Source organism: Clostridiales bacterium (genome assembly GCA_017569285.1).
Taxonomy (GTDB): Bacteria; Bacillota; Clostridia; order Christensenellales; family Aristaeellaceae; genus Aristaeella.
Genome location: CP069419.1, coordinates 22,959 through 44,530, shown reverse-complemented (window position 1 = coordinate 44,530; position 21,572 = coordinate 22,959). Strand labels below are relative to the sequence as shown.

Genomic DNA, 21,572 nt, shown 5'->3' with positions numbered 1-21,572 from the left:
GAGTTTTCCTTTTTGGCGTATTATTTTCACGCATAACGCGTGATCATTTTGAAGGAGGCTATCCCAATGAACAAGAGTGAACTCATCGCCGCGCTGGCCGGCAAAGCTGAACTTTCCAAGAAAGATGCTGAAAAAGCGCTCAACGCTTTTGTTGACGTTGTCAACGAGACCCTCGCCAAGGGTGAAAAGGTTCAGCTGATTGGTTTCGGCACCTTTGATGTGAAGAGCCGTGCTGCCCGTGTTGCCCGCAATCCCCGCACCGGTGCTGAACTGAAGATTGCTGCTTCCAAGGCTCCCGCCTTCAAACCCGGCAAGGCGCTGAAGGATAAAGTTAATACTCCTGCAAAGAAAAAGGGCAAGAAGTAATCGAAAATAAAGACCCGCGGGAGCCTGACTCCCGCGGGTCTATTTTGTGAGGTTGTTATGCGACTGGACAAATACCTGAAGGTCTCCCGTATTATTAAACGTCGGACCGTCGCCAATGAAGCTTGCTCCGGCGGCCGGGTAATGCTGAATCAGAAGGTGGCCAAACCCGGTGCGGATGTCAAACCGGGTGATCAGATTTCCATTCGGTTTGGTGAACATTTAGGTCTGTATGAGGTGATCAGCATAGCTGAAACCGTCAGAAAAGACCAGGCTTCTTCCATGTACAGGGTAATCAGTGAGGATGAATCTGCTGCAGCGGAGCGTAACCTGGAATGAAAAAGGTTTTGATTATGGCTGCCGGCGGATCCGGCAGCCGCATGAAAACTGATATCAATAAAATACTTCTTCCTCTTGCCGGAAAAACGGTCATCCGCCGGAGTCTGGAGGCTTTTTCCGGATTGGTGGATGAAGTTGTGCTGTCGGTTCGGCCGGAAGACCGGAAGGCAATCCAGGATGAATTGGATCTTTCCGGTATTTCATGTCCCTGCCGCCTTGTTCCCGGCGGAGCCACGCGTCAGGAATCCGTATTGAATGGACTGGAGTCTGTTTTATGGGATCCGGATGATATTGTGCTTGTCCATGATGCTGCCCGTTGCATGATAGACCGCGGTACCATCGAACGTGTGATTGATTCCTGCCGCAGATTCGGTTCCGGAATACCGGCAGTACCGGCAGTCAGTACTTTTAAGCTGTGTGATACGGCTGGAATAATCACCGGAAGTGTTCCGCGTTCTTCCCTTTGCGAAATCCAGACTCCGCAGGGATTTATCGGTTCCGAACTTCTCCGCATTTCCCGGAAAGCGCTGGAATGCGGATATGAGGTAACAGATGATTCATCGGTAATGGAATGGGCCGGAATCGAGGTCCGTACAGTTGCTGGTTCTTCCAATAATATCAAACTGACAACAATGGAGGATTATATGTCCGCCGAAAGATTACTGAATCCGGTTGTCTCCTCTTTCAGGATTGGAACGGGGTATGATGTACACCGGATTGTGGATGACCGGAAACTGGTTCTTTGCGGAGTCGAAATACCGTGGGAATTCGGGCTTCTTGGCCACAGCGATGCGGATGTTGCTCTGCATGCACTGATGGATGCGATGCTGGGTGCCGCTTCCCTGGGGGACATCGGCCGTCATTTCCCGGATTCGGATCCGCAGTATAAAGGAATCTCGTCTGTCATCCTTCTGAAAAAGACCGCCGAAATCCTTCAGCGGTCGGGGTATACACTGGTTAACGCCGATATTACGATTATTGCCCAGAAACCGAAACTGCTCCCCTATATACCCGCCATGAGGGAGAGTATTTCCGATGCGCTTTCCTGTGATCCGGACAGGATCAGTGTAAAGGCAACGACTACGGAACAGCTGGGTTTTGAAGGACGGATGGAAGGCATATCTGCCCAGGCAGTCTGCCTGATCATTAAATCATGATCAAGATCATTCATCTTGCTCCGTAACTTTCCGTACAATCGCTTCATCCGCGTTTTTCAGCAGCCGCATTCCAGCAGCTGCTTTTTCATTTTCAGTCAGCTTATCCAGCTGCAGTGCATTTGCAGTATCAAACGGAACAAACGGCCATGTGGATGTGGTCCTGATCTCCCCTTCTGCCTGCAATTCCATATCGCCCTGATTCAGCTTTATTGCAGTTTCCAGTTTGGTGGCTGCATTCGGGCCTGATTTTCCGGAATAATGGAGCGTCAGTTCTGCCGTCAGCGGATCAAACGGATCGATATCCGCATCTTCCGCTCCTTCAGGAAGTGAAGAAGTATCCCGTCTGATTTCTGCGGTATAAGTGATGATTTCGTGATTCCTTTCTTTCTCCTGATCAAAACTGAGTTCTGAATTCTTGCGGATCTGCATACTGAGCGCCAGGTTGGCTTCTTCGCTGTTTCTGTCCTGGTTGATCCGGATATAGCGGGCATTGAACTGGTATTCGGCGCCTTCAAGAATTGTTTCGATATTTTCGGGAATGAACAGCTGAATTGTTCCTTTTTCTCCCTGCAGGGTCCAGCTTTGTATATCCCCGCTGTTGCGGATTTTCAGAATCTCGTATCCGGTAATTTCCGGATTGATCGGAAGGACCAGCTCTTTGCTGACAGTTTGTCCCAGGGCGGTTTTGGTCCGGGTATACTGAATATCCCCGCGGATGGCTGTGCCTGCAAGTGCTTCCATATAATAATATCCGAGATTCGGATTCAGGTAGACAGCCTTTTGCTCATCGGTCATGATCTGGCTGAAAAATGATTCCATCTCCGGATCTGCAGCGGCCGTAATGATCAGGTCGGCAATTTCCCTGCATACTTCATCTGCCGGCACGATACAGTTCAGTTTCATCAGGATGGAGCCGTCTTCCGTCCGGATCTGTTCGGGAATCCCCTGGAATCCGTCAATCCATTTATCAAGCATCTTGCTGTATTTTTCAATTGCGGAATCCTGTTTCTGCCGGGCGGCTTCATTCAGGTTCATCATCGAAAGCAGGACGGAATTCAGGGATGGATTTTCCCGGTTTGTCATTCCTTCAGGAAGTATCAGGGACATTTCTTCCGGAAGCTGGAATACTTCGTTCGGAAGGAAATCACTCCGGAAGAACAGGGATTTCTCACTGCGGTACAGTTCAGTTTTGTTGAACTGGCTCAGTTCCTTGCCTTCCTCATCTGTCTCCGCCTGGTAAACAACAATATGCCATTGTTCACCGGATGCATTCCGGAGAATGCTGTACTCTGCGTTCTGGATAGCGCTGAGCAGCGGGTATTCTGCTGCGTCCGCATTTCCGGTCACAGTCAGCTTCCCCTTTTCACCGTTTCCGTCATGCTGCATCTGGCGCTGAAGCTTTGTTGAAAGTTTCAGTTCGTCTGCAAGTGCAGTTGCAGCCGTAATCATCATTACAATGCATAAAACCATCGTCAGGATTCGTTTCATGGTGTTTTTGTTCCCTCCGGTTTCTCCGTATTCATGATCGTCCGCATCCACCAGTTATCCGGAAGATCTGCCAGAATAAACTGCAGATCCTCTTCAGGGATCTTTTCCAGAGCCCTCAGGAATAATCCGGCGGCTTTTTCCCGGATGTTCTGCAGGTCCATTTCCGAGGGTACCGCTGATTCGCCTTCTTTCCAGTATGGCGCATCACATGTGTTCCAGGAGAATTTCACCCGAAAATGTTCTCTATCTATTTTATTCAATTCATTCGCAATTTCAAGACTGCCGTGATATTCTTCCGCTTCCCCGGGTATGATGCTGATCCTGTATTCACGGATATCATTCACACCGGATGAAGTGGTTTTCCTTACTGCGTTTCCGGCAATGTTTTCTTCGTTCGCCTTCAGGTATATATCAAGACGGATCCGGTTTCTGACCCGGTTCTTTACTTCATCCGTATCAATACTGCAGGTATATTCTTCTGAACCGTCCGGCTGAATAACCGATTCCCGGGTCAATGTGACATTGTGTCGTTCCGTTCCGGTCACAGCCGGTGTTTTCAGCACAAGTACGTCTTTTGAGTTGTTTCCGGATTTCAGGCATTTCCAGTCCACATCGGTATTTCGGATGCTGTCCTCGCTCAGGCCGGATTTTCCGGTATAGTTGACCTTCATCAGGTTTCCGTCTGCATTCCGCAGAAGAGTCAGGCGTTGTCTTCCGCTCAGGATGACTCCGGAAAGGAACTGGCGCACATGAATCAGTTCTTTGTTTTCCAGATATGCAGCCATTTCTTCAGTGGAAAGCACATCCTGGCTGAGAACCATTGCGTAACGTTTTACAGCCGTTCCGTACCCTTTATACTGTATACTGACTTTTGATTCACTCACGGATTCCGGAAAAAGTTCAGGAAGTCCGCTGAAAAAACGGTAAAACTCCGGAAGCAGCAGCTGGAATCCTGTATAGTATTCAGTCATGTCCTCTTCAGCGGAAATGCCCGTCAGGACTTCTGTCAGATCAGTCCCTTCAGTAATGAAGATTTTTTCAGAAAACGGAAAGGTTGTTTCTGTCTTTCCGTCTTCCTTCCTGGCCCTGCACTCAAGGACCGGTTTATCATCCACATCAATTTCTTCTTCCTGGACAATACCATCGGAACGAATCTTGAATGTCAGGTGTTTCAGGAGTCCGTTCAGCCATTCGGTACGGGTTTCAGAAAACTGCGGAAGGCTTACCGCTTCAGCCTTAATGGTGATTTCTGCCGGCTTTTCTGCAGGATTTGAAACTTTTGTCAGAAGCTCGTCAATTGTTCCGGCAAATGCGGAGACCGGAATCATCACCAGGGCCAGCAGCAAAATTCCCGTATGCCTGAATTGCTTCATTCTCATTGAGATATCATCTCTCCCGGTTTATAAGGTTGGACAGATCATTCTGTCAGCCCGCTGAAGAATTTCTCCAGTATCCGTTCTGTTTCGTCCGGATCATCACAAAGGTTAATTTTGGCGCGGACTGCAGCAGCTCCGCGCAGTCCGTGAATGTACCACCCGATATGCTTTCGCATTTCCCGTACGGCAATATGCTCCGGAAGATGGGATCTCATCGCATCTGAATGCTTCCGGATCATTTCATATCGTTCCTGCAGAGTAACGGGCTGGAGAGACTTACCGGTCAAAAGCTGCTGGATTCCGCGGAATATCCATGGATTTCCCATGACACCCCTCCCGATCATGATTCCGTCGGCGCCGGATTCCGCAAGCCTTTTTACAGCTTCTTCCGGGGTAAAAATATCTCCGTTTCCGATGACCGGAATATGCACAGCCTGTTTTACCTGCGAAATGGCTTCCCAATCGGCTTTTCCGCTGTATTGCTGTTCTTTGGTCCTCCCGTGAACGGTGATTTCCCGGATTCCGGCGTCTTCTGCCATTTTTGCGTATTCTGCGGCACAGATGTGTTCCGAATCCCATCCAAGCCGCATTTTCACAGATACGGGAAGAGAAACAGCCCGGACCGTTTTTTCCATCATGTTCCGGGCAATATCGGGGGTTCGCAGCAGCCCACTGCCCTCTCCGGAAGATGCAACTTTTCTCGCTGGGCATCCCATGTTCAGGTCAATCCCATCATAAATGCCCAGTGATTCGATTCTCCTTGCAGCTTCAGCAACGGTATCCGGGTCACGGCCAAAAAGCTGCAGAATCAGTTTTTTCTCTTTATCCCCCCGGATCATCAGCTCCCGGGTGGCCTGCTGGTTCGGGGCACAAAGATAACCCATCGCACTGATCATCTCAGTATATCCGATTTCACATCCGAGTTCACCGCAGATTGTCCGGAAAATGAAATCGGTAATCCCGCACATGGGAGCAAGTCGGATCTTATTCATACCGGGCTTCCCGTGGGAATATCGTTATCCGTTCAGCAGTATCCGCGTATCCGGCAAGCGGCGCATAAACGGCTTCTCCTTTTCCTGCCGGCAGTACGGGGATATCGGATGGAACCCCGTCTGCAGCCGGCCATCTTGAAATCCGTTTCATGGGAACGAAAGATTTCCCGTTTTTCATACAGGGTTTTCCGCATACGGCATATCGGTATTCTGCTCCGGAAACATCAAGTGACATCAGTCGGTTCCTTGTAAAAACGCAGATTCCCTGGTGCTGGGTTTCTTCCGTATATATCCGGTCTCCCTGGTGAAATATCAGGGTGTCCAGGTTCTCCCAGGAACGCCTTATCCGCAAGTAGCCTCCTCCGGACCGGATCAGTTCCTCCGTACTGGCGGGAATTTCTGTCCCGTCTACGTTCTGTACGGAAATATCAGCCGTTTCAGTTTCAGCGCAGAAAAGAAGGAGGTTGATATCGACTGATTCCTTGCACCGGAAATGAACAGATTCTCCGTCAGATGTCAGGATAGCGGATTGATTTCCGTTCGTAACAAAATATCGTCCGGGCATGAGATAATTCAGCCTGATTTCTTCTGTGCCGGTTGTTACAGCATATTGCCATACAGCAGCCGCAGCACGTGCAAGCCTGGCCGCTGTACGCATATCCCGGTCCTGTTCCGGAGCCGGATCAAAGCAGTGGGAATCTCCGCTTCCCCCCAGGCAGTTGATAAAACGATATCCGTTTTTTTCCGCATGATTCAGGCAGTCAGCAAGGCCGTTGTATACCAGCCGTACCAGTTCATTCACAGCCCAGGTTTCTGTTCCGGCCTGCATCTGGCTGATCATTGCCTCCGTCCATGCGGCTGTGGCGGCCGGGTGGATTCCCTGGTTTGCCCCGCGGCCGGCCAGGAGGACGTTCGCTGTAGTCCCGCCGCATACAGCACCATGATGCTTATGGATATATTCCCAGCCTTTTCGACCCGCAGACAATTCCTGTCCGTTTCCGCTGTATATGGCCGAATAAGCAGTATACCGCATTCCGTCTGCCAGGATTTCAGCATGGTTGGTCAGGTACTGTGTGTTGAAAAAATCAAGTTCTGTAAAATCCTCACGGGCATACAGTGCTTTCATCTCTTCAGCGGAATCCGGAAGGTTCAGGGATGTTCGCTGTTGGAAATGATGAAGCGCTGTAGTCCAGTCCATTGCGGCACTGCGCAGGCGGGAGCAAAGCCGCAGTACAGCCTTGAGTCCGCTGATCCGGTAAAACCGGACCAGGAATTCCATCAGGTCAGCAGGCTGTATGCGTACCCAGCGGGTTCCGGTAAAGCGGTCCCATCCTGCTTCAAGCCACCGGCACCATTTGGCAAGCCTCTTCAGGATCTCTTTATCTCCTGTATACTCAAACAAAGCAAGGGCTGCACGGGCAGCTGAAATCTGGTCAGCTTCTTCAATTCCTGCAAAGCTCCCGTCTTCCGTATCCGCAAGCGCACGGATAACCGCCTTTGCGGAAGGTTCATCCGCAGGATGGTCACAGATCAGACATGCCAGGGAGAAAGCACCTTCCCACGTATATGGGCTGCCGGTAAATTCATTCAGTTTCCTGTACAGGGAAATCAGCTCTCCGGACTCAGTTCTTACCAGTCCGCGGCTCAGCCCGCTCTGTACGGAGTTCATCAGCGGATATCTGCTGTAAATCGGTTTCTGCGGCATATTGCTTCCTTTCTTCCTTTGGATCAATCCAACTTAAATATTATACAGGATTTACCGGTTGAAAACAAGCAACGCCTTTATTCGTCCTGTCTGCGCAGCTTGAATCCGGTCATCAGGGCAGTTGCGATTTCACGTCCGGTTTCATCGGCAACATTCACAATATAAACGCAGCTGCTCCTTCCGTCCTTCCTGCATTCTGCCTTTGCCGTCAGTATTTTCCCTTTGGGCCGGTTCAGGTAGTTTACACTGACCTGTTGCGCAACCGTTGGATGGTGAATGCTGGAACTTGCAACAGCAAAGGAAAAATCAATCAGCGTAAAAATCGCGCCTCCCATTACACCCCCATCAGCATTCCGGTGATGTTCCGTGATTTCAAAACTGCATACTGCATTGCCGTCATTTAACTCATCAATCCGGATTCCGCTTTCCGAAGCGTACAGGTCTCCGGCAAAAAATTTCCTTGCTGCATCCAGTGATTCAAATGTGCCTGTTCCGCGGATCATATCTTTCAATTCCTTTCTTATTCAAACTGGGATCTGTATAAACGGTAGTAAAACCCTTTGGATTTCATCAGGCTTTCATGGGTTCCCTGTTCAACCACGTCTCCCTTGTCGAGAACCAGGATCATGTCGGCATTTTGAATCGTGGAAAGCCGGTGTGCAATCACAAAGCATGTTTTTCCCTTCATCAGCAGCCGCATGGCCTGCTGGATTTCCCGTTCCGTGGAAGTATCCACATTGGATGTTGCTTCATCCAGGATCAGCATCGGGGCATCATACAGCATGGCCCGGGCAATCGTCAGCAGCTGTTTCTGGCCCTTCGAAATGTTCCCACCGTCCTCACTTATGATCGTATTGTATCCGTCCGGAAGGCGCATAATAAACGGATGGATATGTGCAGCCATCGCGGCAGCAACAACTTCGTCCATTGTTGCATTGTCCTTTCCGTATGCGATATTGTCAAATATGGTACCGCGGAATACCCAGGTGTCCTGCAGCACCATCGCGTAGGCGCCGCGTACACTCCTCCTGGTGCAGTCACGGATATCCTTTCCGTCTATCAGTATGGTCCCGCTGTTCACGTCATAAAAACGCATCAGCAGGTTGATGATGGTCGTCTTTCCTGCGCCGGTCGGCCCGACAATTGCGATCAGTTTTCCGGCCTCTGCCTGCATACTCAGGTCATGGATAATCGGAATATCGCGGTCGTATCCGAACCGCACATGCTCCAGCCGGACATCGCCCCGGATATCGTGCAGCTCCGAGGCGTTTTCCCGGTCCTTTAGCTCCTCTGTCTCATCCAGCAGCGTAAACACGCGTTCCGCGGCTGCAAGTGCGGAAAACAGCTCGTTGATGATGTTTGCGATTTCATTGATCGGTCCGGAGAATTTCCGGGAATATAGCACAAACGATGAAATCGAGCCGATCGTAATTCCGCCGTTCATGTACAGCAGAGATCCGATCAGTGCAATCAGGGAAAGCGTTATGTTGTTGATGGTTCCCATGGTCGGCCCGATGGTGACCCCGTAGTAATCGGCGGCATAGTATGCGTCCGCGGCCTCGGTATTGATCCTTTCAAACCGTTTTTCGACTTCTTTTTCATATGCGTATGCCTGGATTGTTTTCTGCCCGCTCAGCATCTCTTCCACAAAGCCGTTCATGATTCCGTAGTTTTTGGACCGTTTCACAAAACGGGGCTGGGTGATCTTCCGCATTTTCGTGGTGTACACAATAGCGGCCGGAACACTGAACAGTACGACAGCTGATAGCGGTAGGGAAATGGTGATCATCATGATCACGGATCCGGCAACCGTCACGACGCTGGTCAGGATAGACACGATATCCGTGGACATGCACGTTGAAATCACGTCGATGTCGTAACTCACGCGGCTGATAATATCACCGGCTTGGTTCCGGTCAAAGTAACCCACCGGAAGCTTCATCAGCTTGTCAAACACACTCTGTCGCATGTGCTTTGCTGCCCGCTTGGACACATTCATCATGATGGCATGAATGGAGATTGTCAGCAGGGAACTCATCACATAGCAGATCAGCATTCGGGACGCATAGTGCCAAACACGTTCAAAATTGACTTTTCCGGGGCCGGCCGCCGCTTCGTTGATGGCAGATCCTGCGAGGTTCGGACCCCAGAGGGACAGCAGGTTGGAGCATACGCAAAGGATGGCCACAAGCAGGATAAGCCACCGGAACGGTCCCAGGAATGTCAGCATCCGCCGTAGTGCGCCGCGTGCGTCCTTCGGTTTTGTCATGATCGAATCTCGCCGTGCCACCTCAATCCACCTCCCCCATCTGAGTTTCATGGATTTCGCGGTATACAGCGCATTCTCTGAGCAGCTCTTCATGTGTGCCGTATCCGATCATTCGGCCTTCGTCCAGCACGATAATCCGGTCCAGTGACATGATGGAGGAAATCCGCTGGGCGACAACGATTGTTGTCGCGCCGTTGTGGTTCTCGCGGATCGCCCGGCGCAGCATGGCGTCTGTTTTGTAATCCAGGGCGGATGATGAATCATCCATTACCAGTATATCCGCATTGGCCGCCAGCGCGCGTGCGATAAGCAGGCGCTGCTTCTGCCCACCGGAGAAATTGGCTCCGTGGATAACGGCACGGTGGCTGGTTCCGTCATCGTATGCGTCCACAAATTCCAGAGCCATGGCGTCCCGCAGGGCTATGTTTACAGCGTCATCCTCTATATCCCGTCCGAAGATGATGTTTTCCCGGATTGTATCGGCGAATATCACATCATTCTGGAATACAGCCCCGAACAGCCGGTGCAGTTCGTCTGCCCGGTATGTGCGTACATCCCTTCCGCCGATAAATACATGACCCTCCTGCGGATCATAGAAACGCATCATCAGGTTGATAATGCTGGTTTTCCCCGAGCCCGTCGCACCGATTATGCCGAGGGATCCGCCTCGTGGAATGGAAAAACTCACATCATCCAGGCATTTCTGCCGGGTGGATCCTGCGAATGCTTCCGCCCGGTTTCCGGTCGATCCCTTTTCACTGTCATAACTGAATGAAACATGGTCAAATACAATATAATCCACGCTGCTTGTCTGTGCAGCCTGTTCTTCAGGTATTGGCTGTAGCTGGGTTTCAGTTCCTGTCACTTCACCGATCCGTCCTGCGGACGCGTTGGCCTTGGACATCATCATAAAGATTCGGTTCAGTCCCATCACGCCCATCAGGATCATATTGAAATATGTAAGGAATGCAAGAATCACGCCCGGCTCAGTCTGGCCGGCATTCACGCGCCGAGCGCCGATCAGCACAACCAGCGTCAACCCGACGTTCAGGAACAGCGTCACTACGGGTCCGGGAAGCGACATGATCATTCCGGCCCGGATATCCCTCCGGGCTGTTTCCGTATTGGCCTCCCGGAACCTTTCCCTTTCATGCGGCTCGCGGGACAGTGCCTTTACCACGCGGATGCCGGTGATATTTTCCCGCATCACACGTACGATCTGGTCCATTCCCTCCTGTACTTTCTTGTACAGCGGAATCCCCTTCATGGAGATAAACACGACCAGCACGATCATAACCGGCGCCATAATGCACAGGATGGAAGCCAGTCCTGCATCCATCGAAAGCGTCACGCAGATCCCGCCGATCAGCATGATGGGTGCGCGGATCCCGATGGTCTGCATGGATTGGATAAACGACTGCACATTGTAGCTGTCGGAAGTCATACGGGAGATCAGCGACGGCAGCCCAACTTCATCCATCTGGGAACCGGACATGTTTACAGCCGCGTGGAAAAGGTCCCTCCGGATCTGCCAGGTGGCTTCCTTTGCTGTTTTAACGGAGAGGCGGTTGGCGTTTACATTCAGGAACCGTACGCACAGGGCAAGGGCGATCATGGCAGCTCCCCAGAGAAGAACGGAATGAATCTCCCGGGTCGGCACAACATGGTCAATCAGGTGCTCCATCACATAGGGGATCATCAGTTCCAGAGCGGTGCCGGACATTTTGATTCCCATCACGCCGCTGATCCGTGGCACATACTGCCGCAGGTATTTCCACAAAAAACGCATGATATCCCTCGCCAGTCAGACAGTTCTTTTTCATCTTTTATCATAGATGATTTTGGCTGCCGGAACAAATACTAATTTTGTTTTTCTGATATAGTTTTCTTCTGCTGGAATTGCACCGGCACAGGAAAACAGCTCCGGAAATCCGGAGCTGCAAGTTTTTTTCTCTTTATTATTTGGTTCCGAAAATGCGGTCACCGGCATCACCGAGTCCGGGAACGATATAACCATGCTCATTCAGATGATCATCCAGGGCCGCAACGTAGATATCCACATCCGGGTGCTCCTTCTGGATTCTTTCAATGCCTTCAGGAGCAGCAATCAGGTTCACCAGCCGCATATGATGGCATCCGCGCTGCTTGATGAAATTGATGGCCGCACTGGCGCTTCCCCCTGTGGCCAGCATGGGATCCAGGATCAGCAGCATGCGCTTGTCACTGTCTTCAGGCAGTTTGCAGTAATATTCAACCGGCTCAAGTGTTTTGGGATCCCGATAAAGGCCGATATGTCCGACACGGGCAGCCGGAACAAGGTTGATTACGCCATCCACCATGCCCAGGCCGGCCCGCAGGATCGGGACCAGTCCCAGCTTTTTCCCCGCCAGCACCTTGCATTTGCACTTGGTGATGGGTGTTTCCACTTCGATTTCTTCTGTTTCAAGGTCACGGGTAACCTCATAAACCATCAGCATTGCAATTTCGGAAAGGAGTTCACGGAAAGCCTTTGTCCCGGTATTCTTGTCCCGCATAATGCTCAGCTTATGCTGAATCAGCGGATGATCAAAAACAACAACCTTACTCATACCTGAAACCTCCGTCATCTGATGTGGAATGGCTTTCATTCCTTCTCTGCATATTCTATCAGAAAGGGCGTATCAGCGCAACATTCTTTTGGCCCCCGCCTTCCATTCCATGTCCCTTTGTAATATAATCATATCAATGAATTCGGCTTTTGCCTCAAAGGAGTTATGCCATGTTTCCTGCTCCTTCCTCACGATATATACTCGGTTCTCTGCCATGGTACAGTGTGCTGATTGTTACCGGTGCCGCAATTGCTATTATGCTTGCCCTTCGGGAAGAAAAGCGGGTCGGTCTCAAAAAGGATACAATTATTGATCTGGCACTCTGGCTCCTGCCGCTTGGCATTATTGGCGCCCGTATCTACTATGTTGCTTTTTCATGGCCGGATTTCAGGGATGATCCTTTATCCATCCTGAAAATATGGGAAGGCGGCATAGCGATTTACGGCGCGGTAATTGCCGGTCTTGTTGTGGTTCTTGTCTTCAGCCGGATCAGAACAATTCCTGCCCTGTTGCTTTGCGATCTGATTGCTCCCGGACTGGTCCTTGCCCAGGGAATCGGCCGTTGGGGCAACTATTTCAATATGGAGGCTTACGGCGCTCCGGTGGAAAATCCGGCACTCTGCTTTTTTCCATTCTCGGTTCTGATTCCGTCTGACTCGTCAAATCCCTGGCATATGGCAACATTCTTCTATGAATCAGTATGGGATATCGGGATCTTTATCCTTCTGATTATCCTGCGCCGTCGCCTGTTTCGCCGTCAGGGGGATGTCTTCTTCTTTTATGCTTTTCTCTATGCGTGCGGACGTCTTGTCATCGAGGATTTTCGGATGGATTCGCTCTATGCGGGTTCCTCAGTCCGTATAAGCCAGCTTCTCAGTGTGCTGGTATGTGTTTCCCTTCTGATTTTGTATTTTAACCGTTCCCTGAAGCGTTCCGGAGGAATCTTACGTATACTTCTTTTTGCTTTCTCTCTTGCTTTTGCTTTTCCGGTACTTGCTTACTCGCTGAATATCATTATTCATCCTGCTGAGATAACGCTTCTTCATCGTTTCATCCTCCTCTTTTCATATTCAGCAGTCAGCATTCTGAGTCTCTTCATCCTGTACGGACGTTCATCCCGGGAGGAGGTGCTCTATGCCATCCACAAGGCTTAAAAATATCTTATATCGGACTGCTTTGCCTTTTGCGGCTCCTTCTTCCGGTACCGATCCGCTTCTGCCGGTATCGGGGCATCGGATTAACGATCTGAACGGCCTGTCCCGGATCATCCGCCGTCATCATATGCTCGGCGGCTCTGTCCTCATCTCGGATGGTAAAGATTTTTCTCTGGTTTTTGAACGTCCTTCTTCTGTCCGTTCCCCGGATGCTGATTCATATTTCCGGGTTGCATCCATTACAAAGATGGCAACAGCGCTTCTTTCGCTCCTGCTGGTCCATGACGGTCTGGTGGACCCGGATGAACCGGTTGCCCGTTATCTTCCGGAAAGCGATGGAATCCCGGATCTGGACGGGGTTTCGCTCCGTCATCTTCTTTCTCATACATCAGGCCTTTCAGACCCGCCTGACCTGGAAAAAAAACTGGAAGCTGGTCTGCCATACCGGGATGCTGTTTCCGGTGCCCGTTTTGCGGATCCCGGAACGGTTTTCCGTTATTCCAATCTGGGGTTCGGTCTGGTCGGCTGCATGATGGAATATGTAACCGGCATCCCCCTGGGAACCCTTTTTTCTACACGTATCTTCATTCCGCTTGGTATGAATGCGTCAATTGAAGGCTGTACCCTTCCGGAGGACAGGATTATGCCCGTTGTCCGGATATTGCCGTATCACCCGGAAAAAGCGCTGACGGTCACGCCGCTTGGTCGTTTTCCCCTTAATGAACCGGATCCGCTCCGTCACTACGGACATACCGCCGGTAGCATGTATACGGACATCCTGTCCCTGTACAGGCTTCTGTCATGCATCCGGGATAATGGTGCGCCTCTTGTTTCGTCTCCGGGTATTTCTGTAATGAAAAAGATCCATGCGTCCTATGGCGCGCTCTCCCCTTCTCTTTCTTACGGTCTGGGACTGCTGGTCATCAATGATTCCCGTCTTTCTTCCTTCCCGATTATGGGACATCAGGGTTTTGCGTATGGATGTGCGGACGGTGCTTTCTGGGAAGAAGGTACCGGACGTGTCATGATTATTCTGAACAGCGGCTGCAGTGAAGCCCGTGAAGGACGTCTCGGTCTCTGCAACCGGGATATGTTGCGCTGGTCTTTTCAGAAGGAGTTGTCATCATGGTAAAAGTCATCAGTGTCACAACAACCGGCGGCAGAGTGATCATAGAGCTTGATGACGGACGCCGCTACAAAATCAGGCATTCGGATCTTGCTGTTTTTCCGGTTTTTGAAAATATGGAAATGGAAGATACTGCGTTTGAACAGAAAATCCTGCTTTGCCAGTATCCGGAAGCGCTGAATGTGGCAGTTGCAATGCTGGCCAGGCGGGCCTGTAGCCGCATGGAAATCCGGAATAAGCTTTTGTCCCGTGGATGGTGTCGGGAAACCGTAGATATGGTATTTGCGAAACTGGATCAGCAGAATCTGCTCGATGACCGGGATTTCAGCAGGCAGTGGACGCATTACCGTGCTTCCTCTAATTATGGGCCGGACCGGATTTACAGGGAACTGCGCAGCAAAGGGATTGATGAGGAAACAGCCTTGGAATCGATCAGTTCCATCTGCCCGGAAGATCAGCTGGATAATGCTTCAGCGCTTGCAGTAAAGGCAGCATCCCGCCGTAAACCCGGTGAGGACATATTCCGTGTCCGGAACCGGGTTCTTCAGGCGCTGATCCGCCGGGGATTTTCATGGGATATTGCAAAAACTGCATGCGACCGTGCTTTTAGTCATATCGAAGAAGATTAATCAAGCATATCAGCCGCGCACCGCACGATTTTTTTACTGCAAAAAAAGCCGCTGCATTGCAACGGCTTTCCGAGGTGCCATCCAGATTCGAACTGGAGAATAAAGGTTTTGCAGACCTTCGCCTTACCACTTGGCTATGGCACCGTAAAAAAATGGAGCGGTAGACGGGACTCGGACCCGCGACATCCACCTTGGCAAGGTGGCACTCTACCAACTGAGCTACTACCGCATGAATGTGCCTTGGGGCGGAATCGAACCACCGACACTGTGATTTTCAGTCACATGCTCTACCGACTGAGCTACCAAGGCATATATGGCGACCCGGAAGGGGCTCGAACCCTCGACCTCCAGCGTGACAGGCTGGCGCTCTAACCAACTGAGCTACCGGGCCGGATCATGGTGGGAACAACAGGGCTCGAACCTGTGACCCTTTGCTTGTAAGGCAAATGCTCTCCCAGCTGAGCTATGCTCCCGGATTACCGGATTTGCATCCTGCCAAACTGTCGTTTCGCAAGGCGCTTTGTTATAATATCTTATCGTTTTTCGTTTGTCAAGAACTATTTTGCCATCTTTTTCCCTGTTTTTTTCCGGGTTCAGAATCAATTACTTTTTTTACATATTTGTAAAGATTGTGTCATTGATCATGTTCATCATACATGATATAGTATGCACGGTGGGTCTTTAAGACGGCACGGGATGCCGACAAGATGCGACCTGAAGCCCTCCGGGCTGTTTGTGCATGATCGTAGCTTGCCGGTTCACGGCAGGCTATTTTCTTGTCCAGAGACCCTCCAGAGAAGAAAGGAGGAGTTCCCATGAATCTCGTCTACAAAGTCAACGACAAGCCGAAGTTTGGCCAGCTGATCATCTTCGCGTTCCAGCAGCTGCTCGCCATCCTGGCGGCAACGATTGCCGTGCCTGCAATCATTGGACACGGCATGAGCCAGAGCGCCGCACTGTTCGGTGCCGGCGTCGGTACCATCGTTTACCTGCTCTTCACGAAGTTCAAGAGCCCCGTCTTCCTCGGATCCAGTTTCGCTTTCCTGGGATCGATGGGCGCCGCCTTCGCCGGTGCCGCCACCTCCGGCGCCACCGAGAACCTCGGCTTCGCTGGTCTCGTGATCGGCGCTGCCTTCGCCGGCCTCGTCTATGTCGTTATCGCGCTGTTTGTCAAGATCGGCGGTGTCAACTGGGTTCGTAAGCTTATGCCTCCGGTTGTTATCGGACCAACTGTCGCAATCATCGGTTTATCCTTGGCCGGAAACGCCATTGGCAATTCTTTCGGTTTCAGCAGCCCTCAATCCGGCTATACCATGGACACTTCCCTCTGGGTCAATCTGGTCTGTGCGCTTGTTACTCTTTTTACCGTCATCTTCTTTTCCATTAAGGGCACTAAGATGCTCAAGCTGATCCCCTTTATCCTTGGTATCATTGCCGGTTATCTCGTAGCGCTTGCCTTTACGCTCATCGGCAACGCGACGAACAATGATACTCTGAAAATCCTCAATTTCGAAGCATTCGCCGGAATGAAGGCTCTCGAAGTGCCTGGTTTCACATTCCTGAAGGCATTTGACGGTTTCAAAGAGATCACCGGTCAGTATATCGCTTCCATCGCTGTAGCTTATGTGCCGGTCGCCTTCGTGGTATTCGCCGAGCATATCGCCGACCATAAGAACCTTTCCACCATCATCGGACAGGATCTGCTCGAGGAGCCCGGCCTACATCGCACCCTGCTTGGTGATGGCGTAGGTTCTATCGCCGGCGCGTTCTTCGGCGGCTGCCCCAACACCACCTACGGTGAATCCGTCGGCTGCGTAGCCATCACCGGCAACGCTTCTATTGTTACGATCCTGACCACTGCTATCCTGGCAATTGCTGCCAGCTTCTTCGGACCCTTCGTCACCTTCCTGAGCACGATCCCGACATGCGTAATGGGCGGCGTCTGCATCACCCTGTACGGCTTCATCGCCGTTTCCGGTCTGAAGATGCTCCAGCCGGTTGACCTCAACGACAACCGCAATCTGTTTACCGCTTCCGTGATCCTGATCGCCGGTATCGGCGGTATGACGATGAACATCGGTTCCGTTACGCTGACGGAGATTGCCTGCGCGCTGATCCTGGGCATCATCGTGAATCTGCTCTTCAACCGTCCTGCAAAGGAAAACAAGTAATCCCACCGAAGGATGAAAGGACCGGGGCGGGGGCTTCGCGGCTCCCGCCCCTGATTCATAGCCATGCAGCTGAAATCAACCATCATGGATGAAGCGGCACTGCGGCGGAGCATGATGCGCATCACCCATGAAATCATCGAAAAGAATAACGGAGCCGGGGACATCGTCCTGCTGGGCATCCGCCGCCGCGGCATCCCACTTGCTCAGATGCTGCTTGACAATTTCTCCCGTCTCGGTGAAAAAGGAATTCCGATCGGCAGTATCGACATTTCACTTTATCGGGATGATCTTTCGCTCTCTTCTGACCAGCCGGTTACCGGGGAAAGCGAAATTCCCTGTGATTTGACCGGACGAACGGTGATCCTTGTGGATGATGTAATCTATACAGGGCGGACCGCCCGCGCTGCGATTGAAGCTGTTTTCCACTTCGGCCGGCCCCGGTCCATCCAGCTGGCTGTGCTTATTGACCGCGGCCACAGGGAACTGCCCATCCGTCCGGATTATGTCGGAAAGAATATTCCGACCAGCCATTCTGAAATCGTTTCAGTCATGGTGCAGGAAATTGACGGCAAGACAGGAGTATGCCTGTACCAGGCAGATTGAATTTTCCGGTTTACAAATCCTTCTTTATTTGTTATACTGTCATGCGGTCCTCAAATGAACCGATTGCTCAGGCTGCCGAGTTCTCCGACGCTGTACTGGGTTTCCGGCGATTGGGAGGCCGAAATACCGCAAATGCGGAACAGAACAGGAGGAAAATCCCATGACCAAGTCCGAAATCATCGCCGCCTATGCCCAGCATGAAGGCGACACCGGTTCCCCCGAAGTGCAGATCGCTCTGCTGACGGAACGCATCAACCACCTGAACGAGCACCTGAAGGCCAACAAGAATGACCATCATTCCAACCGGGGTCTGCTGCTGATGGTCGGCCGTCGCCGCAATATGCTCGAGTACCTGAAGAAGACCGATATCGAACGTTACCGCACGCTGATCTCCCGGCTGAATCTGCGTAAGTAATTTTCTTACCGGCTTGGATTGCTTTCAGGCCGCCGGAAATGCAAATTTCCGGCGGCTTTAAAAGTAACGGAGAATCGTATGTTATCCCTTGAAAATCCCCGGTGGGGTTTTCATATGATAGCATACGGAGCTCCGTCCCCAAACACGAATTCCCGGTGTAATTCCGGGAGAAGGAGTGAAACGTATGGATCACAAGTTATACACGATGGATCTCGCCGGCAAACCCCTGACGCTTGAATTCGGCCGTTACTGCGAACAGGCCAACGGTTCCGTCTGGGTTCACCACGGCGATACGGTGGTGATGGTCAATGCCACCATGGCTCCCACTCCCCGCGAAGGCGTGGATTTCTTCCCTCTTGCTGTGGATGTGGAAGAAAAACAGTATTCTGTCGGTAAAATCCCCGGCGGTTTTATCAAGCGTGAAGGCCGTCCTTCCGAAAAGGCAACGCTGACCTGCCGTCTGATTGACCGTCCCCTGCGTCCCCTGTTCAACAAGGGAATGCGCAACGATGTTCAGGTAGTTGTTACCATCCTGAGCGTGGAGCAGGATTGCCCGCCGGAAATTCCGGCCATGATTGGTTCCTCCATTGCGCTGGCTGTCAGCGATATTCCGTGGGGCGGACCGACCGGTGCTGTTCTGGTCGGCCGTGTGGATGGCAAATTCGTTATCTGCCCGAATGAAGCACAGCGTGAACAGAGCGACCTTTCCCTGTATGTTGCCGGTACGGAAGAAGCCATCATGATGGTGGAAGCCGGCGCGAAGGAACTTTCCGAGGACACCATGCTCGATGCGATCCTTTTCGGTCATGAAGAGATCAAAAAGCTGGTTGCCTTCCAGAAGGAAATCATCGCTGAAATCGGAAAGGAAAAGCAGGTTGTTCCGCTGATCACAACCGGCGATGATATCAAGGCCGCCGTTCGTGATTTCGCTTATGACAAGTGCGTGTGGACCTTTGAGACATTCGACCGCAAGGAACGTCAGTCCCGCGAAGCCCAGACCAAGGAAGAAACGCTTGCTGCGCTGGCTCCGCAGTTCCCCGAACGGGAAAGCGAAATTGAAGATGCCTTGTATTACCTCAATAAAGAGGTTATGCGTGCAAAGATCCTCAATGAAGGCATTCGTCCCGATGGCCGCAAGGTTACAGAAATCCGTCCGATCTGGTGTGATGTCGGTGTTCTGCCGCGCACCCATGGCAGTGCGATTTTCACTCGCGGACAAACCCAGGCCCTGACCGTCACCACGCTGGGCACCATCAGTGAAGGACAGACGCTGGACGGCCTCAGCAATGAAGATTTCAAGCGCTACATCCATCACTACAACATGCCGCCGTATGCAACCGGTGAAGCCGGACGAATGAAGAGCCCCGGACGGCGCGAAATTGGGCATGGTGCCCTTGCGGAACGCGCCCTGCTTCCGGTCATCCCCTCCGAGGATGAATTCCCCTATGCGCTTCGTCTGGTCAGTGAAATCCTGTCTTCCAACGGATCCTCCTCCATGGCTTCTGTCTGCGGCTCCACACTGAGCCTGATGGATGCCGGTGTGCCGATCCATGCTCCTGTTGCCGGTGTTGCAATGGGCCTGATTACAGACCAGGCAAGCGGTAAGCTGGCCGTTCTGACGGATATTCAGGGTCTGGAAGACTTCCTCGGCGATATGGACTTCAAGGTTGCCGGTTCCATGAACGGTATTACGGCGCTTCAGATGGACATCAAGATTGCCGGTATCAACCGTGCGATCCTGCAGCAGGCGCTTCGCCAGGCACTGGAAGGCCGTCTTCATATCCTGAAGATCATGCTGGATACGCTGGGACAGCCGCGTGAAGAACTGAGCGCTTATGCTCCGAAGATCATCCGCTTCACCATCAATCCCGATAAGATCCGCGAAGTCATCGGACCCGGCGGAAAGATGATCAACAAGATTATTGCGGAAACGGGTGTCAAGATCGATATTGAGGATGACGGACGCGTATTCATCTCCACTCCCGATCAGGAAGCGGCTGACAAGGCGCGGAAAATCATTGAAGGTATTGCGAAGGATATCGAGGTCGGTGATGTTTATACCGGCAAGGTGGTCCGCATCATGAACTTCGGTGCCTTTGTGGAACTGGCGCCCGGCAAAGACGGTATGATCCACATCTCCAAGCTGGACAACAAACGCGTTGAAAAGGTGGAAGATGTAGTCAATATCGGTGACGAGCTGGAAGTGAAGGTCAGTGAGATTGATGCTCAGGGCCGGATTAACCTGATCCGGAATGACATCACCTATACGGCCGGCACTGAAACTGCCCGTCGTCCGGAAGGCGGTTTCCGCCGTCCTCCCCGCCGTACCAGCAATAACTGATCATGTTCAATCTGCCCCCAGTGAATCCGGTCAGCCGAATTGCCGGGGGCTTTTTATCGCAAAGGACAGGTATGAACGAACGAATCGTTGCCCTGGATATCGGGGATGTCAGAATCGGTATTGCCGTTTCAGATCCGACACGGACAATTGCCTCCCCGGTTGAAGTGCTTACACGGGTCGGTTGGGGCCCGGACACCCGGAAGATCAAAGCAATCTGTGACAGTTATGAAACAACCTGCATCCTTTCCGGGCTTCCGCTGAACATGGATGGTTCGGAGGGGTTTCAGGCTGCAAAAGTACGGGATTTCTGCACTCAGCTTGAGAAAGCCGGCCTGACCGTTGTATTTCAGGATGAACGCCTGTCCACGGTATCGGCTGAAGAAGCTTTGCTGGAAGGAAATCTTTCCCGTTCTGAGCGGAAAAAGAATGTGGATAAAGTGGCTGCTGCGGTTTTTCTCCAGCAATGGCTGGATGCGCAATAACATTTCTGTACGCTTAATAAAGGAGGTCTGTCCTGTGTCTGATGAAATCATGAGTAACATCCCTGAAGATGAAAATGAAGACCGGATTGTTGAATTTATCGATGAAAACGGTGAATCCACACTTTTTGAACACCTGGCCACACTTGAATACAACGGGGAAAGTTATCTTGCTGTCTGCGATCCCGAATCCAAAGATGAGGAACTGGAGGTTTTTATCCTGAAGATTGATACGGATGAAGACGGACAGGATGTATACACTGTTCCCGATGATGAAGTGTCTGATGCGGTTTTTCAGCAGCTGCTTGAAATGTCGGAAGATCTTGGAGAGGAATAATCCCTGGTATAAAGTAAAAAACAGGCGTTTTCAGCGCCTG

20 protein-coding genes and 5 tRNA genes are annotated in these 21,572 nt (G+C 51.5%); 12 read left to right on the top strand and 13 right to left on the bottom strand.

Annotated features, from left to right (window positions below):
- Positions 1 to 66 precede the first annotated feature (66 nt).
- The 3 genes from JNO48_00235 to JNO48_00225 are packed head-to-tail and all read left to right on the top strand — an operon-like array spanning position 67 to position 1,859.
- Positions 67 to 366, top strand: a complete 300-nt coding sequence (locus JNO48_00235; protein QTE68384.1) for an HU family DNA-binding protein — start codon at positions 67 to 69, stop codon at positions 364 to 366.
- 57 nt (positions 367 to 423) lie between these two features.
- Positions 424 to 702: an RNA-binding S4 domain-containing protein gene (locus JNO48_00230; GenBank protein QTE68383.1), complete on the top strand. Its 279-nt coding sequence runs from the start codon at positions 424 to 426 to the stop codon at positions 700 to 702.
- The gene (locus JNO48_00225; GenBank protein ID QTE68382.1) at positions 699 to 1,859 is read left to right on the top strand and encodes a 2-C-methyl-D-erythritol 2,4-cyclodiphosphate synthase; all 1,161 of its coding nucleotides are present in this window, start codon (positions 699 to 701) and stop codon (positions 1,857 to 1,859) included. The genes JNO48_00230 and JNO48_00225 overlap by 4 nt, the downstream gene beginning before the upstream one ends.
- A gap of 6 nt (positions 1,860 to 1,865) precedes the next feature.
- Here the strand turns inward: JNO48_00225 and JNO48_00220 are convergent, their stop codons facing one another.
- The 8 genes from JNO48_00220 to upp form a co-directional block, all read right to left on the bottom strand.
- Positions 1,866 to 3,347, bottom strand: a complete 1,482-nt coding sequence (locus tag JNO48_00220; protein ID QTE68381.1) for a hypothetical protein — start codon at positions 3,345 to 3,347, stop codon at positions 1,866 to 1,868.
- Positions 3,344 to 4,726, bottom strand: a complete 1,383-nt coding sequence (locus tag JNO48_00215) for a hypothetical protein (GenBank protein QTE68380.1) — start codon at positions 4,724 to 4,726, stop codon at positions 3,344 to 3,346. The genes JNO48_00220 and JNO48_00215 overlap by 4 nt, the downstream gene beginning before the upstream one ends.
- A gap of 38 nt (positions 4,727 to 4,764) precedes the next feature.
- Entirely contained in the window at positions 4,765 to 5,715 is a 951-nt protein-coding gene (gene dusB, locus JNO48_00210; GenBank protein ID QTE68379.1) for a tRNA dihydrouridine synthase DusB, read from the bottom strand.
- Entirely contained in the window at positions 5,708 to 7,420 is a 1,713-nt protein-coding gene (locus JNO48_00205) for a hypothetical protein (GenBank protein QTE68378.1), read from the bottom strand. Before JNO48_00205 ends, dusB begins: the two co-directional genes overlap by 8 nt.
- Before the next feature lie 77 nt (positions 7,421 to 7,497).
- Positions 7,498 to 7,923: a PaaI family thioesterase gene (locus JNO48_00200; GenBank protein QTE68377.1), complete on the bottom strand. Its 426-nt coding sequence runs from the start codon at positions 7,921 to 7,923 to the stop codon at positions 7,498 to 7,500.
- Positions 7,924 to 7,940: 17 nt separating this feature from the next.
- Positions 7,941 to 9,740 (bottom strand): ABC transporter ATP-binding protein, encoded by a 1,800-nt coding sequence (locus tag JNO48_00195; protein ID QTE69636.1) that lies wholly within the window; start codon positions 9,738 to 9,740, stop codon positions 7,941 to 7,943.
- Entirely contained in the window at positions 9,712 to 11,478 is a 1,767-nt protein-coding gene (locus tag JNO48_00190) for an ABC transporter ATP-binding protein (protein QTE68376.1), read from the bottom strand. Before JNO48_00190 ends, JNO48_00195 begins: the two co-directional genes overlap by 29 nt.
- 169 nt (positions 11,479 to 11,647) lie before the next feature.
- Positions 11,648 to 12,277, bottom strand: coding sequence for a uracil phosphoribosyltransferase (upp, locus tag JNO48_00185; GenBank protein QTE68375.1), 630 nt, complete (start codon positions 12,275 to 12,277; stop codon positions 11,648 to 11,650).
- A gap of 170 nt (positions 12,278 to 12,447) precedes the next feature.
- On the opposite strand from upp, the gene lgt reads away from it, so the two are divergent.
- Genes lgt through JNO48_00170 form a run of 3 tightly spaced genes read left to right on the top strand, consistent with a single transcriptional unit; the run spans position 12,448 to position 15,186 of the window.
- Entirely contained in the window at positions 12,448 to 13,431 is a 984-nt protein-coding gene (lgt, locus tag JNO48_00180) for a prolipoprotein diacylglyceryl transferase (GenBank protein QTE68374.1), read from the top strand.
- Positions 13,412 to 14,563, top strand: a complete 1,152-nt coding sequence (locus JNO48_00175) for a beta-lactamase family protein (GenBank protein QTE68373.1) — start codon at positions 13,412 to 13,414, stop codon at positions 14,561 to 14,563. Before lgt ends, JNO48_00175 begins: the two co-directional genes overlap by 20 nt.
- Positions 14,557 to 15,186: a regulatory protein RecX gene (locus JNO48_00170; protein ID QTE68372.1), complete on the top strand. Its 630-nt coding sequence runs from the start codon at positions 14,557 to 14,559 to the stop codon at positions 15,184 to 15,186. The genes JNO48_00175 and JNO48_00170 overlap by 7 nt, the downstream gene beginning before the upstream one ends.
- A gap of 72 nt (positions 15,187 to 15,258) precedes the next feature.
- Here JNO48_00170 and JNO48_00165 read toward each other — a convergent pair.
- The 5 genes from JNO48_00165 to JNO48_00145 all read right to left on the bottom strand — a co-directional run bounded on the left by JNO48_00165 (position 15,259) and on the right by JNO48_00145 (position 15,659).
- A tRNA-Cys gene (locus JNO48_00165) sits at positions 15,259 to 15,330 on the bottom strand.
- 9 nt (positions 15,331 to 15,339) lie between these two features.
- A tRNA-Gly gene (locus JNO48_00160) sits at positions 15,340 to 15,415 on the bottom strand.
- Positions 15,416 to 15,422: 7 nt separating this feature from the next.
- Positions 15,423 to 15,495, bottom strand: a tRNA-Phe gene (locus JNO48_00155).
- A 5-nt stretch (positions 15,496 to 15,500) separates the two neighbouring features.
- Positions 15,501 to 15,577 (bottom strand) — tRNA-Asp (locus JNO48_00150).
- A 6-nt stretch (positions 15,578 to 15,583) separates the two neighbouring features.
- Positions 15,584 to 15,659, bottom strand: a tRNA-Val gene (locus JNO48_00145).
- Positions 15,660 to 16,001: 342 nt separating this feature from the next.
- Between JNO48_00145 and JNO48_00140 the strand changes: the two genes are divergently transcribed.
- The 6 genes from JNO48_00140 (at position 16,002) to JNO48_00115 (ending at position 21,532) form a co-directional block, all read left to right on the top strand.
- The gene (locus JNO48_00140; protein ID QTE68371.1) at positions 16,002 to 17,357 is read left to right on the top strand and encodes a uracil-xanthine permease; all 1,356 of its coding nucleotides are present in this window, start codon (positions 16,002 to 16,004) and stop codon (positions 17,355 to 17,357) included.
- Positions 17,358 to 17,420: 63 nt separating this feature from the next.
- Complete coding sequence (gene pyrR / locus JNO48_00135; GenBank protein QTE68370.1) at positions 17,421 to 17,960, top strand: bifunctional pyr operon transcriptional regulator/uracil phosphoribosyltransferase PyrR; 540 nt, start codon at positions 17,421 to 17,423, stop codon at positions 17,958 to 17,960.
- A gap of 160 nt (positions 17,961 to 18,120) precedes the next feature.
- Positions 18,121 to 18,375, top strand: a complete 255-nt coding sequence (gene rpsO, locus JNO48_00130; GenBank protein ID QTE68369.1) for a 30S ribosomal protein S15 — start codon at positions 18,121 to 18,123, stop codon at positions 18,373 to 18,375.
- A gap of 184 nt (positions 18,376 to 18,559) precedes the next feature.
- Positions 18,560 to 20,716, top strand: coding sequence for a polyribonucleotide nucleotidyltransferase (locus tag JNO48_00125; GenBank protein QTE68368.1), 2,157 nt, complete (start codon positions 18,560 to 18,562; stop codon positions 20,714 to 20,716).
- 71 nt (positions 20,717 to 20,787) lie between these two features.
- The gene (gene ruvX, locus JNO48_00120) at positions 20,788 to 21,198 is read left to right on the top strand and encodes a Holliday junction resolvase RuvX (protein QTE68367.1); all 411 of its coding nucleotides are present in this window, start codon (positions 20,788 to 20,790) and stop codon (positions 21,196 to 21,198) included.
- A gap of 49 nt (positions 21,199 to 21,247) precedes the next feature.
- Positions 21,248 to 21,532 carry a DUF1292 domain-containing protein gene (locus JNO48_00115; GenBank protein ID QTE69635.1) on the top strand — a complete coding sequence of 95 codons (285 nt, stop codon included), beginning with the start codon at positions 21,248 to 21,250 and terminating at the stop codon, positions 21,530 to 21,532.
- Positions 21,533 to 21,572: the final 40 nt, after the last annotated feature.